Source organism: Jeotgalicoccus sp. WY2, assembly GCF_018437745.1.
Taxonomy (GTDB): Bacteria; Bacillota; Bacilli; order Staphylococcales; family Salinicoccaceae; genus Jeotgalicoccus; species Jeotgalicoccus psychrophilus.
This window is the reverse complement of record NZ_CP049818.1, coordinates 1701767-1719336: the sequence shown is the minus strand read 5'-3', so window position 1 is coordinate 1719336 and position 17570 is coordinate 1701767. Positions and strand designations below refer to the sequence as shown.

Sequence of the window (17570 nt, the reverse complement as noted above, 5' to 3'; positions counted from 1 at the left end):
CTTCTTTTTTATATTTGGCTCTGACCGAATATGTACTCTGCAATAGTTACAGCTTTTTCTGCTGTTTCATTGCCGTTATCAAGAAGTGGATTAACTTCCACCAGATCTGCAGAAATAAGCAACTCTGTTCTGCTCAGTATATTTAAGCCCAGCAGCATTTCCGATAAGAAAATACCCCCGTTAACTTTAGTTCCTGTCCCTTGAATTTCAAGAGGATCCAGACTGTCCACATCGAGCGATAAGTGTATACCGTCGCACTCCTGCAAGTGTTTCAGCGACTTCGTTATTACAACATCGAGCCCAAGTCTCCTGACGTCGCTCATCGTATAGCATTTAATTCCGTGCTTTTTAATATAAGCTTTCTCACCGGTGTCAAGATCCCTGACACCGACCAGCACGATATTTTCATGACTCAGTTTAGCCCCTTCATGGTGTATATTAACAAGTGACTCACTGCCTTCGCCCAACAGAACACCTAAAGGCATACCGTGTATATTGCCGCTCGGTGACGTCTCGCTGTTATTAATGTCCCCATGAGCATCGATCCACAGTACACCGAGATTTTTACATTTCTTAGTCACACCGCTGATAGAACCAATTGACAGACTGTGGTCACCGCCAACGATAAATGGAAAGCGATTATTATCGAGTGACTCTTCCACAGTAGCTGCAAGCTGTTCACTGAAATCTTTAACCTGTTCAAAATTCATTAATCCTTCGTCGTTTCTCACGTTGTGATTACCGTATTCAGCACGGTAATTTCCATATACATTTCCTTTATCAGCCACATCGTGGCCAAGGTTAGATAAATGTTTTTCTAAACCACAAAAACGCACCGCATCCGGGCCCAAATACCCCTAACTTTGGCTGTCCAAATGCAGTAGGTGCGCCTATAATATCTATTTTAACCACCGACATCCCCCCACTAAAATATTCCTTTGTCTAGTTATAATATACTAAAGAAAGCGCTTTTATACAAGTGTTTATAATATAAATAATTCATAAATTTATGCATAAAAAAAGAACACCTACGTTTGTAAGTGTTCTACGATGAGCCATGCAGGATTCGAACCTGCGACCCTCTGATTAAAAGTCAGATGCTCTACCAACTGAGCTAATGGCTCTAAATATTAAATTAAACTGGGCTGGAAGGATTCGAACCTTCGCGTCACGAGACCAAAACCCGTTGCCTTACCGCTTGGCTACAGCCCAAAATCTATGGTGGAAGGGGGCAGATTCGAACTGCCGAACCCGAAGGAGCGGATTTACAGTCCGCCGCGTTTAGCCACTTCGCTACCCTTCCAGACAAAAAATGGAGAATGACGGGCTCGAACCGCCGACCCTCTGCTTGTAAGGCAGATGCTCTCCCAGCTGAGCTAATTCTCCATATTGAACTATTAATTAAAATGGTGACCCGTACGGGACTCGAACCCGTGTTACCGCCGTGAAAGGGCGGTGTCTTAACCGCTTGACCAACGGGCCAGAACAAAAAAATGGCTCCACAGGTAGGACTCGAACCTACGACCGATCGGTTAACAGCCGATAGCTCTACCACTGAGCTACTGTGGAATAATCATATATAAAAATATTAGCCTGGCAGCGTCCTACTCTTGCGGGACGTCAGTCCAACTACCATCGGCGCTGGAGAGCTTAACTGCTGTGTTCGACATGGGAACAGGTGTGGCCTCTCCGCCATCGCCGCCAGACTATTAGTGAATGTATATACATTCAAAACCGGATAGAAGTATCGAGAAGAGTGAACGCACTCTTTTAATTTCTGGTCTTACTTTTGAATAAGTCATCGATGGATTAGTATTTGTCCGCTGAATGTGTTGCCACACTTACACGCCAAACCTATCAACCTCATAGTCTCTGAGGCATCTATTGGGGAAATCTCATCTTGAGGGGGGCTTCATGCTTAGATGCTTTCAGCATTTATCCCGTCCATACGTAGCTACCCAGCTATGCCGTTGGCACGACAACTGGTACACCAGTGGTATGTCCATCCCGGTCCTCTCGTACTAAGGACAGCGCCTCTCAAATTTCCTACGCCCACGACGGATAGGGACCGAACTGTCTCACGACGTTCTGAACCCAGCTCGCGTACCGCTTTAATGGGCGAACAGCCCAACCCTTGGGACCGACTACAGCCCCAGGATGCGATGAGCCGACATCGAGGTGCCAAACCTCCCGTCGATGTGAACTCTTGGGGGAGATAAGCCTGTTATCCCCGGGGTAGCTTTTATCCGTTGAGCGATGGCCCTTCCATGCGGAACCACCGGATCACTAAGTCCGTCTTTCGACCCTGCTCGACTTGTAGGTCTCGCAGTCAAGCACCCTTATGCCTTTACACTCTGTGAATGATTTCCAACCATTCTGAGGGTACCTTTGAGCGCCTCCGTTACTCTTTAGGAGGCGACCGCCCCAGTCAAACTGTCCATCTGACACTGTCTCCCAGCCGGATCACGGCTGCGGGTTAGAATCTCAACCACACCAGGGTGGTATCCCACCATTGCCTCCACATAGACTAACGTCCATGCTTCATCGGCTCCCACCTATCCTGTACAGGTGGAGTCAAGATTCAATATCAAATTACAGTAAAGCTCCACGGGGTCTTTCCGTCCTGTCGCGGGTAACCTGCATCTTCACAGGTACTATGATTTCACCGAGCCTCTCGTTGAGACAGTGCCCAAATCGTTACGCCTTTCGTGCGGGTCAGAACTTACCTGACAAGGAATTTCGCTACCTTAGGACCGTTATAGTTACGGCCGCCGTTTACTGGGGCTTCAATTCGTACCTTCGCTTGCGCTAAGCACTCCTCTTAACCTTCCAGCACCGGGCAGGCGTCAGCCCCTATACTTCACCTTTCGGTTTGGCAGAGACCTGTGTTTTTGGTAAACAGTCGCTTGGGCCTATTCACTGCGGCTTATATTGCTATAAGCACCCCTTCTCCCGAAGTTACGGGGTCATTTTGCCGAGTTCCTTAACGAGAGTTCGCTCGCTCACCTTAGAATTCTCTTCCCAACTACCTGTGTCGGTTTACGGTACGGGCAGTATGATTACTTGCTAGAAGCTTTTCTTGGCAGTGTGAGTCCATATGCTTCGCCTACTATTTTCGGCTCCCCATCACCACTTAGCCTTAATGCATGCCGGATTTGCCTAACATGCAGCCTTATGGCTTGGACGCGCTCTTCCTTCCGCGCGCTCATCTTTTCCTTCTGCGTCACTCCATCACTCAAATGCAATCTTACTGGTACAGGAATTTCTACCTGTTGTCCATCGCCTACGCTTATCGCCTCGGCTTAGGTCCCGACTTACCCAGAGCGGACGAGCCTACCTCTGGAAACCTTAGTCGTTCGGTGGACGGGATTCTCACCCGTCTTTCGCTACTCACACCGGCATTCTCACTTCTAAGCGCTCCACATGTCCTTACGATCATGCTTCGCCGCACTTAGAACGCTCTCCTACCATTAAAATAAATTTTAATCCACAGTTTCGGTAATATGTTTAGCCCCGGTACATTTTCGGCGCAGCGTCACTTGACTAGTGAGCTATTACGCACTCTTTAAATGATGGCTGCTTCTAAGCCAACATCCTAGTTGTCTGTGCAACGCCACATCCTTTTCCACTTAACTATATTTGGGGACCTTAACTGGTGGTCTGGGCTGTTTCCCTCTCGACAATGGACCTTATCACCCACTGTCTGACTCCCATACATCACATCTGTGGCATTCGGAGTTTGTCTGAACTCGGTAACCCGGGATGGGCCCCTCATCCAAACAGTGCTCTACCTCCACGATGCTAATATGAGGCTATACCTAAATATATTTCGGAGAGAACGAGCTATCTCCAGGTTCGATTGGAATTTCACCCCTACCCACAACTCATCCGGTCACTTTTCAACGTAAGTCGGTTCGGCCCTCCATTCAGTGTTACCTGAACTTCAGCCTGGTCATGGGTAGATCACCTGGTTTCGCGTCTACAAACATATACTCATTCGCCCTATTCAGACTCGCTTTCGCTGCGGCTCCACATCATCTGCTTAACCTTGCATATATTCGTAACTCGCCGGTTCATTCTACAAAAGGCACGCCATCACCCATTAACGGGCTCTGACTACTTGTAAGCGCATGGTTTCAGGATCTATTTCACTCCCCTTCCGGGGTGCTTTTCACCTTTCCCTCACGGTACTGGTTCACTATCGGTTAGCAAGGAGTATTTAGCCTTGGGAGATGGTCCTCCCGGATTCCGACGGAATTCCTCGTGTTCCGCCGTACTCAGGATACGTTCTAAATTTATCGACTTTTTAACTACGGGACTCTTACCCCCTGCGGTTGGCCTTCCCAGACCATTCGTCTAAGTCTTTAAATCCGTTGTGAACGTCCTACAACCCCAGCCGAAGCTGGTTTGGGCTCTTCCCCGTTCGCTCGCCGCTACTTAGGGAATCGATTTTTCTTTCTCTTCCTCTGGATACTAAGATGTTTCAGTTCTCCAGGTGTCCTCCAACAGTGCTATGTATTCACACTGTGGTAATACCTCGCGGTATTGGGTTTCCCCATTCGGAAATCTCCGGTTCAAAGCTTACTTACAGCTCCCCGAAGCATATCGGTGTTTGTTCCGTCCTTCATCGGCTCTTGCTACCTAGGCATCCGCCATGCGCCCTTCACTACTTAATCGTAATGAAATTTGTGTGAGTGTATCTTATAGATACGTTTGCGTTCTCGTTTTCAATTCTTCTTGCTCGATTTGAAATCGTTTTACTCTTCTCTTTACTTCTATACGGTTTTCAATGTACATAAATTGCTGAATGAACTTTACACTGTAAAGATACATTCAAAACTGAATACAATATGTCAAAACGTTTTTCCGAATGGTCCATCTAACAAGTAGATGCTCCATATATTCCTTAGAAAGGAGGTGATCCAGCCGCACCTTCCGATACGGCTACCTTGTTACGACTTCACCCCAGTCATCCATCCCACCTTCGACGGCTGCCTCCATAAATGGTTGGCCCACCGGCTTCAGGTGTTATCGACTTCCGTGGTGTGACGGGCGGTGTGTACAAGACCCGGGAACGTATTCACCGTAGCATGCTGATCTACGATTACTAGCGATTCCAGCTTCATGGAGTCGAGTTGCAGACTCCAATCCGAACTGAGAACAGTTTTATGGGATTCGCTTGGCCTCGCGGCGTTGCTGCCCTTTGTAACCTGTCCATTGTAGCACGTGTGTAGCCCAAATCATAAGGGGCATGATGATTTGACGTCGTCCCCACCTTCCTCCGGTTTGTCACCGGCAGTCAGTCTAGAGTGCCCAACTTAATGATGGCAACTAAACTTAAGGGTTGCGCTCGTTGCGGGACTTAACCCAACATCTCACGACACGAGCTGACGACAACCATGCACCACCTGTCACTCTGCCCCGAAGGGAAGCTGTATCTCTACAGTTGTCAGAGGATGTCAAGATTTGGTAAGGTTCTTCGCGTTGCTTCGAATTAAACCACATGCTCCACCGCTTGTGCGGGTCCCCGTCAATTCCTTTGAGTTTCAACCTTGCGGTCGTACTCCCCAGGCGGAGTGCTTAATGCGCTGCAGCACTGAGGGGCGGAAACCCCCCAACACTTAGCACTCATCGTTTACGGCGTGGACTACCAGGGTATCTAATCCTGTTTGATCCCCACGCTTTCGCACCTCAGCGTCAGTAACAGACCAGAGAGCCGCCTTCGCCACTGGTGTTCCTCCATATCTCTGCGCATTTCACCGCTACACATGGAATTCCACTCTCCTCTTCTGTACTCAAGTAAAACAGTTTCCAATGACCCTCCCCGGTTGAGCCGGGGGCTTTCACATCAGACTTATTTTACCGCCTACGCGCGCTTTACGCCCAATAATTCCGGATAACGCTTGCCACCTACGTATTACCGCGGCTGCTGGCACGTAGTTAGCCGTGGCTTTCTGGTTAAGTACCGTCATCTCAAGGCCAGTTACTACCTCAAGTATTCTTCCTTAACAACAGAGTTTTACGAGCCGAAACCCTTCATCACTCACGCGGCGTTGCTCCGTCAGACTTTCGTCCATTGCGGAAGATTCCCTACTGCTGCCTCCCGTAGGAGTCTGGGCCGTGTCTCAGTCCCAGTGTGGCCGATCACCCTCTCAGGTCGGCTATGCATCGTCGCCTTGGTGAGCTACTATCTCACCAACTAGCTAATGCACCGCAGGCCCATCCATGAGCGGCAGATAAATCCGCCTTTTAACAATTCCACTTATGTGGAAAGGTCGTATCCGGTATTAGCTACCGTTTCCGGTAGTTATCCCAATCTCAAGGGTAGGTTGCCTACGTGTTACTCACCCGTCCGCCGCTCAAATCACAGGAGCAAGCTCCTGATCTTTGCGCTCGACTTGCATGTATTAGGCACGCCGCCAGCGTTCATCCTGAGCCAGGATCAAACTCTCCATGATTGGAGAACTTAAACTTAAGCTCTTTGTGATACTGCTGACAGTATCTCGTTTGCGTTTGAATTGTTCGCCTCAATGTGTGCTTCTATATAATAGAAGACTTTTTCATTCGGAATTAAAACGTTGACATATTGTCATTCAGTTTTCAATGTTCTCTTGTAAAGTTTTGTGTGGTGCTTGCAATCTCGTTGACTGCTTAGTTATCTTAACATGTCTGTTTTACAGATGCAACAGCTTTTATTAAGTTTTTGTTAAGATTATAAAGTTTTGATTACATCGTGTTTGACACGACTTTTATATCTTAGCACATCCGATTATCGGATGCAACACTTAATTTCAAGCGTTTGTTAAGTGATGTTGTGTCGCCTTTGGACGACTTACATATCATAACACGTCTGTTTTACAGATGCAACAGATTATTAATATTTTTTAACATCTTATTAAAGTCTGTTAAGTTTTTGTTGCGTCGTCTTTTGACAACTTCTATATCTTACCAAGCTCATAGTTAAACGTCAATGCTTTTATTCATTTATCTAGCATTATTTTATATAAAAAGGCGCAGAACGTTGGTCCTGCGCCTTTTCTGTTCATTTTATTATTTCACTTCTGCAGGTTAATTCAGTTTTTCTTATTCTTATCCTGCTTCACTGCTTGTCTCGTTGTTTTTGTATCCCATTTTCTCACGCGCTTTAATCTGACTTTCTTCTTTTGCACGTTTTTCTTCTGCTTCTTTTTTGAACTCAGCTCGTTTCTGATCGTTAATATCACTTCTTGTGACACGGCCTCTTTGTTCTTTTTCTTTTTTAGAGTCTTCTATATACTTGGGCAATCTGATCAGCTGGTATGCATTCGTCAGTATTACTGTAAATACAGAACGGTAAATCCACGAAGTGTCTTCTACTGATATAAATGGAATCAGTGTCAGTGAAGTCATAAAAATCATAAAGAACAATGAAGATATGAAAACATTCGCTGCTGTAATTTTATTCTTGTAATAAGCAAAGCCGACTCCAGCCAGTACTATTATAATAGGAATCCATATAAACGACCATGTGGAACCGTGGTCAATGCCTACCTGTCTAAAGCGCAGATAGAATAAATCAAAAACTGCATACATTATTAGAAGGAGCTGGACATACGGCCATGCTTTTCTAAATATCCCCATGCCTAATGGATGGATGAATAAGTATATGTAGAAAACGACCTGGCTGACGGTTGCTATTAATAGTCCGTAACCGACCAGAAATACAAATCCCAAAGAAGTCACCGAACTGTCCCTGGAATAAATACTTTGTAACAGTATCGTATTCTGTTACCAGACTGATTGCGGTAGTAATAACCGCACCAATCATTAAGGTAACAAAATAGAACTTAACTAAATACTTCGACGTCATTCAGCGGTGCCTCCGATCACTTTCTTCGCCATTTCAGTATACACATCACTAATTTCATCATTTTCGTATACTGACGGTGCGAAGTCTTCTTCGTTCCATTTAGGCTGACCGAGCGGAAGCTGGCCTAGTAATGGTGCATTTAATTCTTCGGCAAGTTTCTGACCGCCGCCTTTACCGAAGATATATTCTCTGTTGCCTGTTTCTTTACTTTCAAAATAACTCATATTTTCGACCACACCAATAATCTCGTGATCTGTATGCTGCGCCATCGCTCCAGCTCTTGCTGCAACAAAGGCAGCTGTCGGGTGCGGTGTTGTAACGATAATTTCTTTACTGTGCGGCAGCATCTGATGAATATCGAGCGCTACATCACCAGTTCCCGGCGGAAGGTCAAGAAGCAGATAATCAAGGTCTCCCCACTTCACTTCTTCAAAGAAACTTGTCAGCATCTGACCGAGCATCGGTCCTCTCCATATAACAGGTGTATTTCTTCAACGAAGAAAGCCATTGAAATGACTTCAACACCAAATCTTTTAACGGGAATAATTGTTTCACCGTCGAGTTCCGGACGTTCTGTAATACCCATCATGTCCGGCACACTGAAACCGTATATGTCAGCATCAATTAAGCCGACTTTTTTACCTTCTCGTGCAAGGGCAACCGCAAGGTTAACTGCGACTGTTGATTTACCCACTCCGCCTTTACCTGAAGCTACAGAAATAAATTCTGTTTTACCGAGTGTAAAGCCGCGCTCCATCGCGCTGCCGCGTGATGATCTGAATTTTCAATCGTCTCGTCCGGCAGTTCTTCAAAACGAAGACCGACACTGTCTGCGCCTTCTTCTTTCAACAGTCCAACAATTTTCATCTGCAGTTCGAGCTGTTCCTGACCGCCTTCGCGGCCGATTGCTATTTTAACACTGACGTGTTTTTCTCTTCTTTAATACTGACTTCTATAATCCCCTCAGTCTCACTGATCGGTACATTTAAAATCGGGTCTTCCAAATTTCCAACTAGTTCTCTTACCTGGCTTTCAGTAATCATGTATATGCTCCTTCATTCGACTTGATTCCATTACTGTTAATAATAACACAACATCATAGTCACTAATATATTCGAAAAGTGAATTTCCGGTTACATTTCAAAAACGATTTCCCCGTCGATAACAGTTTTCAATACTTTTGTTTCTTTGACTTCATCCGGACTGACCGTCATAACATCTCTGTCCAGCACGATAAAGTCCGCGAAATAGCCTTCTGCTATTTTTCCCTGCACCTGTTCTCTGTAGACAATTTTAGCCGCTTCAACCGTATACATTTTAAATGCATCAAATCGTGAAATAATTTGTTCCGGATTATATACCGCTCCCTTATCTTCACGCGTCATCAGTGCATGAATGCCGAGAAAGGGATTTACTTTCTCAATCGGCGCATCTGATGAACCGCCCATAATCACGCCTTTATCTAGAAGTTTTTAAACGGATATAAATACTGCGCACGGTCACTGCCTAATTCTTCTACCCACGGCATATCTGAAGTCAGGAATGTCGGCTGAATATCGCAAATCACCGGTAATTTTGCTATACGCTCAATTAAATCCGGACGGAGGAGACTGATATGAATCAGACGGTCATGCTTACCTTTTACAACAGGATATTTCTCAATAGCATCGAGAACCATTTCAATCGCGCGGTCACCGCATATGAACATCAACAGCATCATCGTTACGACGCAGTCTGAACCAGCTGCTCCAGTTTTTCAACCGTGTGGATTTGCAGGCCTTTATCCGCGGAGTCTTCATACGGTTCACTGACAAGTGCAGTTTTCGCACCAAATGCACCGTCTGCAAATATTTTCATTGCGTCACGTTCAACGAAGTTTTCTTTGTATGTTTTTTCCGCCTGTACAACATCTTCATAAACCTGTTCATGTGTCAGCAGATTTACTCTGAATTTCATATCTTTACCGAGTGTATTTAAGTACGCATCCAGCGGCACATTAAATCTCCGTATACGCAAGATCTTCCGTGTGAGCATTCGCAATACCAAGTGACTGCAAATATTTAACACCGCGTGCAATATCTTCACCTAAGATTCAGTCGTATCTTCAACCGTTGCTGCACGCATTTCCTCAAAGGCTTTATCGTAACCCATCCTGTCAGCTCCCCTGATCATCTCGTTCAAAATATCCGCCTTCAGGATTTTCAGTATCTTTAGTAATATTCAGCGCATCAAAGGCAGCTGAGTTTACGACACCGGCATGAGCACAAATACGTGTTATTAAAGTCGGTTTGTCCGTCAGCTCATCGAGCTCTTTAATATTAATCTTGTATTGATTTTCGAAATTATTTTCATCGTAGCCGAGAATGTTATTCCAAGTCCGGTTTGTCTTAAACGCTTTAACCTGTTTCTTCATCTCTCCAATATCTGTTACATCATCCAGCGCCAGTAATTCCAGTTTTTTGCCGATCATGACCAGATGCTGGTGTACATCTGTCAGTGCTGGCATCATCGTTTTACCGTTTAAATCGACAAACTCATCTGCTGCAGCTTTTAATTCTTCAAAGCTGCCTGTCTTTTCAATCGTTCCGTTATGTATTAAAACAGCTTCCACCTTATCCATCGGTGCCGCCATCGTATAAATTGTTCCATTATAATATAAAGTCGACATTAGCCTCATACCTTTCATTCATAAAAAAATACTTCCATATTATTATATATGAAAGTATTTCCAGATTCATTTATCGTTCACTTAATTTTACTACGGTCTCTCGCACTGCCAAGAGTTTCGAAAATTATTTCCTGTAATTTGGATTCGCCGAGCGTATCGAGACCCGCTTCAGTTGTTCCTGCTTTAGATGTAATCCGTACGCAGCTTTTCAAAAGATTCAGGACGTTCCGATAAAGTTTTGCCTGTACCGATAACAAGATTTCTTGTCAGCTTATCCGCATCCTCTTTCGAGAAGCCAAGTTCTTCAAGACTTTTCGCATACTGTTCGTATATATAGTAGAGAAAAGCCGGTCCGGAACCCGTCGCTGCTGTAATATTATCCATACCGTCTTCATCAACGACAACGTTTTTACCGAAACTCGCCATTAAGTCAATCAGCTCGTCTCTGTTATCGAAGTCATCCGAAAATGCAATACCGTTAACTGAGTATTGAACCATCGCATTCGTATTCGGCATAATTCTTGCGACCGAGTTCTCCATACCTGCTTCTTCTTGAATCGTTGAGATATGAATACCCGCCATTACTGAAATCAGTTTTGTTTTCTTTTCCAGATACGGTCGAATACGTTTCGCAACATCGCTGAAGTTTTGCGGCTTGCTTGCGAGCACAATATAATCCGCGTCTTTACAGAGCTCTTCATCTTCACGCATTAACACCGAGCTCTTCTTTAAACTCCATCGCTGCAACACGATTTGATTTGCTCGTAATATAAATATCCTCTGGTTTGACAATACCTGTTCAATCATTCCTGTAATATTGCACTGGCCATATTGCCGGCGCCAAAAAATACAATTTTCATAACTACCACCCGGTCAGTTTATTATACGTAAGTTGTTTATGTTACCATACTCTTCTCGTGAGATGTTATCAGATAAAAACAATCGCTGTATAGTGACAAACCGCTGCAATAATAATGAAGAAATGCCAGATCATATGGAAATACTTGCGTGTCTTCTGTGCGTAAAACCATGCACCTCCAGTATAGGCAAGTCCTCCGAGTATAATCAGACCGATAAATACCCACGATGTCTCACTTACTATAGAAGGATAAATGCTACAGCAGACCATCCCATAATTAAATATATTGCCAAACTGACTTTTTCATTGACGACAGGTGCCAGCACCTTATACAGAATCCCCAGTATTGTCGCAGTCCACAACACTATCAGGATGACGACTCCAAACGTTCCGCCGACGACAGAAAGTGCAATCGGCGTATATGTGCCTGCAATCGCTACGTAAATAAAACTGTGATCCAGAAGGCGCATGACGTATTTATGTTTCGTGTTGTGTTCCATCGAGTGATACAGCGTCGAAGTCAAAAACATTAACAGCATGCTGATAACAAATACCGATCCTCCAAATGCGTGCATCGAGCCGCCCCCCGCGTACATATAAACAGCGGTAAACGGGAGCAGAAAAATAAAGATTATCGCAGCAACACCGTGGCTGACCGCATTGCCGACTTCTTCGCCGAATGACAGCGGAACAACATTTTTTAATGTGCGTTCTATTCTCGTAGTGACTTCTTCTTTACCATACTTGCTGTACCCTGATTTTGACTCTTCAGTCATTAGATCAGTCCTTCTTCAGTTAAATCTTTAAATGCAGTTTCTATACTGTCATTCCCCGCTTTATTTTTGAGCGGTGAAATTCACCTGTTCTTCCGACCTGAAGCGTATTGTGCTTAGCTGCATATTTAAATGCATCGAAGTAAAACTTCTCAAATTTTAATACTTCTTCCTTAACAATATTTAAGTCGTCGTCAAGATGTTCGAGTTTTTTCAATGCCAGGTGATAAGGCATTTCGCCGGCAGCTGCTTTATTTAAAAAGTCCATGCTGTACATGTGTATGCCGATATTGGCATTCGTAAATTTATCTTCGCTGCCTGCAGGCAGTTCCATATATTCGACGACACCTTTGTTACCGTTCATTACCGCAAGACGGCCTACTGACTCACCCGATTTTGGAGTAATTGATTTCGATGTAATATCATTGTTTTCACTAACGTGAAGACCGACTAATGCCGGGTCCAGCACTTTAACGACAACATTGTCGACGTTATTCATAAATACATGTTTCACACCCTGAGCTTCCATCTGTTCTATCATTCCGCTGTTCTTTAATGAACTGAAAATACCGCCGTTGCCGTTAGGCGTCAGCATAATATCATTTTTAGCAGTCAGCATCAGTTTGCCTTCTTTAGTTAACGGCGGGAAGTGCTCCTGCTTAAAGAAATGAATGTTTTCAACCGGCACTGCAAAGTAATTGTGCTCTTTAAAGAATACAAGCGTTTCTTCATGATTAATATCACTCGTCATAATATACCAGTGAACTTTCAGTTCATCCTGTGCATTTTTAAAGCTTAGAATCTGTCTTGCCTGCAGTTCAAATAATGATACGCCGTCAAAAGAAAATGTTCCTTTGGGGCCCGGATGTTCAAGTCTCGTGCCCTGACCGCCGGCCATCAGCACAACTGCAACTTCGCCGCTTTGCACTGCATTGTTTGCCGCTTCACTCACTGCTTCAATATCAAGTTCTGATTTAAGGATATAAGGAGCTTCTTCAACTGAAGATAAGTCCACTTCTGCTTTATTATATATGTTTCAGAGTAAACACGTTCGATTGTTGTAATATCGAGTGCTTCAAATTGTTCTTTTACTTTTGTTTGATCGTTTTGTTCTAGCTGACTGTATTGAGGAATCCATTTTTTATCATTTTTCTCTCCTAACTTATGCAGTAATAATACGTTTGATCAGTTTAGTCTGTTTCTGTTCATTACCCAAATGGTAGCTCGAGATTATTTTCTCAACTACGCTGTCCACTTCTTCAGTGTTTGCAGCGATTTTAGCAAGTACATCGCCCTTGTTTACGTAATCGCCGACTTTCTTCTCAAGTACAACGCCTACAGCAAGATCGATTTCATCTTCTTTAGTCTGACGGCCTGCACCGAGGATTGACGCTGCAACACCAATGTTTTCAGCATCGATCACTTCAACGTATCCTTCTTCTTCAGAAATAACATCGTACTGATATTCTGCCTGTGGAAGATTTTCAGGATGATCAACAAGTGACCCGTCGCCGCCCTGGTTATTAACGAATACTTTAAATTTCTCTAAAGCACTGCCGTCTTTAATCACAGCTTCAAGCATCCGGCGCGCTTCTTCAAGGTCATTGGCTTTACCGCCAACTACTGCCATCTGTGCAGCTAACGTTAATGATAATTCTGTTAAATCAGCCGGTCCTTCGCCTTTTAGCGTATCGATTGCTTCTTTCACTTCGTTTGCATTACCTACAGCGTAGCCCAGCGGTTCTTCCATACTCGAGATAATCGCCATCGTACGGCGGCCGACATTATTACCGATGCGCACCATCGTTTCAGCTAGCGCCACAGCATCTTCTTCTGTTTTCATAAATGCACCATCGCCGACTTTAACGTCTAAGACAATTGCATCTGCACCGGCAGCAATTTTTTTACTCATAATAGAGCTTGCGATTAATGGAATTGAGTTTACCGTTCCTGTAACATCGCGCAGTGCGTAAATTAATTTATCAGCAGGTGTCAGATTACCGGATTGTCCAATAACTGCAACCTTGTCTTTGTTAACCAGATTCACGAAATCATCCTGTGTCAGTTCAACGTGGAAACCTTTCAATGCTTCAAGCTTATCAATGGTTCCGCCCGTGTGACCGAGACCGCGTCCGCTCATTTTTGCAACAGGAACATCGAGAGCTGCAACTAAAGGTGCAAGTACTAATGTTGTCGTATCGCCAACACCGCCTGTAGAGTGTTTATCAACTTTAATGCCGTCAATTGCCGACAGATCAATTTGATCGCCTGAATTTACCATAGCCATTGTCAGGTTAGCCGATTCTTCAGGTGTCATATCGTTGAAGAAAATTGCCATCAATAAAGCTGATGCCTGATAGTCAGGAATCTCTTTGTTTGTATATCCATTAATGAAGAATTCGATTTCCTCTTTAGTCAGTTCTTTGTTGTCACGTTTGTTAGCGATAATGTCTACCATTCTCATTTGTAAAGTACTCCTTTTATTTAGACGTTGCCGTCCATTCCTTTTTGTTTTTGTAGCGTTTCGTATGCGCATAAATATTCTCAGCCGCATAATCTTCATTAGTATACACTGTTATGTCGAAATATGTGCCATTTTCACTGTGTTTTTCGTCAGTATAAGTATCCTTCAAATGCACAAACAAATTCTTCATTGCTGTCTGATTAAGGCTCGGGTATTCACGTAAAACTCTCTTTTGCAGCTGTCCCTTATTCTCCAGCACTTCCTGCACGACGATGACAAAAGATTCATCGTCTTTAATTACATCATCAAAAATATTAGTCTGTCCGCGTTCAGCCATAGTAAATCCCCCTCTCTGTTAACAGGCATATCCATTTCATCTTTTTAATATCTTCATTATACTTAAAATAAGACACAATTCATAACATGAACTTAAAAAGTGGGGGACTAATATGCAGGATTTACACGGAAAAACTGCTTTGATAACAGGAGGTTCCAAAGGAATCGGTTTAAAAACAGCTCAGGCACTGGCTGACAACGGGGTAAACGTTGCAATAGTCGGACGTAATAACGAGACTTTAAAAGATGCATTGTTAACGTTAGAGAAAAAAGAAGTAAAAGCTATTGCCATCAGCGGTGATGTTTCTAAAGAAGATGTGCAGAATATCGTTGATGAAGTGTTAAAAGATTTTGGCAGAATCGACATTCTGATTAACAATGCCGGCGTTATGGGCGGCGGCAGCTTTTTCGAAGACAATGAAGAGATGTTCCGCCAGATGATGGACGTCAATGTATTCGGTATGTACTATATGATGAAAGCAGTACTCCCCGGCATGCAGCAGCAAAAATCAGGCGATGTGATTAATATCGCTTCAGTATCAGGACTGCGTTCTTCAGCAGGCAGTGCACTTTACGCCGCGTCGAAACATGCTGTTATCGGTTTAACAGAAGGCGTAATGCAGGAAGTCAGAAAAGACAGCATACGCGTGCAGTATTTAACACCGTCAGCAGTATTGACTGATTTAATAGGCAAACCTTCACTTGATCCGGAAACGATGACACATCCGGAAGATATCGCTGATATTATCGTCAATCAGCTGAAAATTCACCCGCGTACATTCGTTAAGAACAGCGAGATGTGGGCAACTAATCCGCAAAGTGCGGAATAATAATTAAATACTTTTAAAAGCGTCAGAGAACCTTTGTTCTCTGACGCTTTTTTATGCCCGCTCACATATTTCGGTTTGACTAAAATAAAAGTTTAGGGTAGCCTAATATTATTAGATTATATGAAGGAGTCACCTGATGAAAAAAACACTTTCAATCATCTTCACAATACTTTTACTTACCGCGCTTGCAGCATGCAGTGATAGTGCTGAAACTGAAAATGATAAACCAAACCTTGTTGTTACGACGACATTTATCAATGATATGGTTGCTGTTTTGGAAAAAGATGTTCAGGGCTTTAATACAGAAATGATTATTCCGGCAGGCGAAGACCCTCACGTTTATGAACCAAAGGCCAGTAATTTACGCGCTCTCGGTAATGCTGACATTACGCTTTATCACGGTTTAAATTTTGAAGGACGCATGGCTGATATTTTGACCGACGGTATTTCTATTACAACAGATTTCAATCATGAAAACTTGGAAGAAATAAAAGAAGAAGACGGCATTGTTGCCGATCCGCACTTCTGGTTTGATATTGAGTTATACAAACAGGCGTTCACTGCGGTTAAAGATACGCTGCTTGAATTCAATCCTGATGATGCAAACCGTTATGAAGAGAATTACGCAAAATATATTCGTGAGCTGGATGAGCTGAATCAATTTGTAATAGAGCGAATCAATGAAATCCCGGAAGACTCACGTATGCTGATTACACCGCACGATGCTTTCGGCTATCTGGAGAGCAGTTACGATATCGAAGTTCATGCACCTCAAGGATTTTCAACGGACAGCGAAGTATCCAACAATCAAATACAAAAAACAGCTGATTTGATTACGGACAATAATATTAAAGCGATATTTGTCGAAACGACAACCAATCCCTCCGACCGCATGTCGCGGCTTCAGGAAATCGTCGCTGCTGGGGGCGGCGAAGTCGAGGTCATCAGCGGCAGCGGCACGGAGTTATTATCTGACTCACTTGCAGCAGCAGGCAATCCCGGCGATACCTATTTAACGATGTACCGTCACAACATTAATATTATTGTGGATCATTTAAAATAAGGGGGATTAGCGATGAGTGAATATGCAGTCAGTACAAAAAATTTAAGTGTGGCTTACAGTGATAAGCCCGTTATTTGGAAATTAAATATCAATGTTGAAAAAGGAAGCCGCACAGCGATTGTCGGCCCAAACGGCGCCGGCAAATCCACTTTGATTAAAGCGATTATGAAATTAATCAAACCCGTCTCAGGCAAATCTTTTATTGATGGCAGTACACATAAATCAGCTCTGAAACAAGTGGCTTACGTACCGCAAAAAGGCGAGGTCAACTGGGACTTTCCCGCAACGGTTTTTGATGTTGTATTAATGGGACGCTACGTGCATAAAGGATTATTTAAACGTCCTGATAAAAAAGATAAAGATATTGCTTCGGCAGCACTCGAAACAATGAAGATGACACAATATAAAAACCGTCAGATCTCTGAGTTATCCGGCGGACAGCGTCAGCGTGTTTTTTTAGCCCGTGCAATTGCACATGATGCCAGTATTTATATTATGGATGAACCGCTTCAGGGTATCGATATTACGACTGAAAAGTTAATTATCAGCACGATGAAAAAGCTCCAGGCTGAAGGCAAAACATTTCTAGTCGTACATCATAATTTGAATACAGTGCCCGTTTACTTTAACCGGGTCTTATATTAAATAAGGAAATTATCGCTTCGGGTCCTGTAGAAGAAGTTTGGACAAAAGAGAATATTAACGCCGCATATTATGAAAAGAGTGAT

At 43.7% G+C, this 17570-nt stretch carries 12 protein-coding genes, 6 tRNA genes, 3 rRNA genes and 3 pseudogenes; 3 read left to right on the top strand and 21 right to left on the bottom strand.

The genetic code is table 11. The features are described from left to right. Positions 1-8 precede the first annotated feature (8 nt). From rocF to G4D76_RS09970, 21 genes and pseudogenes are all read right to left on the bottom strand, one after another. Entirely contained in the window at positions 9-851 is an 843-nt protein-coding gene (gene rocF / locus G4D76_RS10055) for an arginase (protein ID WP_371814471.1), read from the bottom strand. A 200-nt stretch (positions 852-1051) separates the two neighbouring features. Next, a tRNA-Lys gene (locus tag G4D76_RS10050) sits at positions 1052-1124 on the bottom strand. Positions 1125-1140: 16 nt separating this feature from the next. Further along, a tRNA-Gln gene (locus tag G4D76_RS10045) sits at positions 1141-1212 on the bottom strand. Between the two features lie 7 nt (positions 1213-1219). Then, a tRNA-Tyr gene (locus G4D76_RS10040) sits at positions 1220-1303 on the bottom strand. A gap of 10 nt (positions 1304-1313) precedes the next feature. Continuing rightward, positions 1314-1386: transfer RNA gene (locus G4D76_RS10035), tRNA-Val, on the bottom strand. A 21-nt stretch (positions 1387-1407) separates the two neighbouring features. Further along, positions 1408-1482: transfer RNA gene (locus G4D76_RS10030), tRNA-Glu, on the bottom strand. 12 nt (positions 1483-1494) lie between these two features. Continuing rightward, positions 1495-1569: transfer RNA gene (locus tag G4D76_RS10025), tRNA-Asn, on the bottom strand. 22 nt (positions 1570-1591) lie between these two features. Then, positions 1592-1706 (bottom strand): 5S ribosomal RNA (gene rrf, locus G4D76_RS10020). Between the two features lie 83 nt (positions 1707-1789). Then, positions 1790-4676, bottom strand: a 23S ribosomal RNA gene (locus G4D76_RS10015). A 234-nt stretch (positions 4677-4910) separates the two neighbouring features. Next, positions 4911-6458, bottom strand: a 16S ribosomal RNA gene (locus G4D76_RS10010). Together the 16S, 23S and 5S rRNA genes with 6 tRNA genes alongside form the textbook arrangement of a ribosomal RNA operon. A 631-nt stretch (positions 6459-7089) precedes the next feature. After that, the gene (locus tag G4D76_RS10005) at positions 7090-7713 is read right to left on the bottom strand and encodes a KinB-signaling pathway activation protein (RefSeq protein WP_250129924.1); all 624 of its coding nucleotides are present in this window, start codon (positions 7711-7713) and stop codon (positions 7090-7092) included. 132 nt (positions 7714-7845) lie between these two features. Next, positions 7846-8892 (bottom strand): annotated as a pseudogene (locus G4D76_RS10000) (Mrp/NBP35 family ATP-binding protein). 90 nt (positions 8893-8982) lie between these two features. Beyond that, entirely contained in the window at positions 8983-9297 is a 315-nt protein-coding gene (locus G4D76_RS16080) for an amidohydrolase family protein (protein ID WP_256440466.1), read from the bottom strand. A 14-nt stretch (positions 9298-9311) separates the two neighbouring features. Then, positions 9312-9569 carry an amidohydrolase family protein gene (locus tag G4D76_RS16075; RefSeq protein ID WP_256440465.1) on the bottom strand — a complete coding sequence of 86 codons (258 nt, stop codon included), beginning with the start codon at positions 9567-9569 and terminating at the stop codon, positions 9312-9314. Positions 9570-9571: 2 nt separating this feature from the next. Beyond that, positions 9572-9844 carry an amidohydrolase family protein gene (locus G4D76_RS16070; protein ID WP_256440464.1) on the bottom strand — a complete coding sequence of 91 codons (273 nt, stop codon included), beginning with the start codon at positions 9842-9844 and terminating at the stop codon, positions 9572-9574. A 160-nt stretch (positions 9845-10004) separates the two neighbouring features. Continuing rightward, positions 10005-10517: an amidohydrolase family protein gene (locus G4D76_RS15215; RefSeq protein ID WP_250129923.1), complete on the bottom strand. Its 513-nt coding sequence runs from the start codon at positions 10515-10517 to the stop codon at positions 10005-10007. A 77-nt stretch (positions 10518-10594) separates the two neighbouring features. After that, positions 10595-11324, bottom strand: a pseudogene (locus G4D76_RS09990) (pyrroline-5-carboxylate reductase family protein). A 121-nt stretch (positions 11325-11445) separates the two neighbouring features. After that, positions 11446-12152: pseudogene (locus tag G4D76_RS09985) on the bottom strand (hemolysin III family protein). Positions 12153-12192: 40 nt separating this feature from the next. Beyond that, a complete protein-coding gene (locus G4D76_RS09980; RefSeq protein WP_250129921.1) occupies positions 12193-13164 on the bottom strand; it encodes a UTP--glucose-1-phosphate uridylyltransferase in 972 nt (323 codons plus the stop codon). 147 nt (positions 13165-13311) lie between these two features. After that, on the bottom strand, positions 13312-14613 hold the full coding sequence (locus tag G4D76_RS09975) for a pyrimidine-nucleoside phosphorylase (RefSeq protein WP_213809789.1): 1302 nt from the start codon (positions 14611-14613) through the stop codon (positions 13312-13314). Between the two features lie 16 nt (positions 14614-14629). Further along, a complete protein-coding gene (locus tag G4D76_RS09970) occupies positions 14630-14950 on the bottom strand; it encodes a hypothetical protein (protein ID WP_026859047.1) in 321 nt (106 codons plus the stop codon). A gap of 112 nt (positions 14951-15062) precedes the next feature. Between G4D76_RS09970 and G4D76_RS09965 the strand changes: the two genes are divergently transcribed. From G4D76_RS09965 to G4D76_RS09955, 3 genes are all read left to right on the top strand, one after another. Next, a complete protein-coding gene (locus G4D76_RS09965; protein ID WP_213809788.1) occupies positions 15063-15779 on the top strand; it encodes an SDR family NAD(P)-dependent oxidoreductase in 717 nt (238 codons plus the stop codon). 136 nt (positions 15780-15915) lie between these two features. Beyond that, positions 15916-16842, top strand: a complete 927-nt coding sequence (locus G4D76_RS09960) for a metal ABC transporter solute-binding protein, Zn/Mn family (protein ID WP_213809787.1) — start codon at positions 15916-15918, stop codon at positions 16840-16842. Between the two features lie 12 nt (positions 16843-16854). Next, positions 16855-17487: a metal ABC transporter ATP-binding protein gene (locus G4D76_RS09955; protein ID WP_250129918.1), complete on the top strand. Its 633-nt coding sequence runs from the start codon at positions 16855-16857 to the stop codon at positions 17485-17487. Positions 17488-17570: the final 83 nt, after the last annotated feature.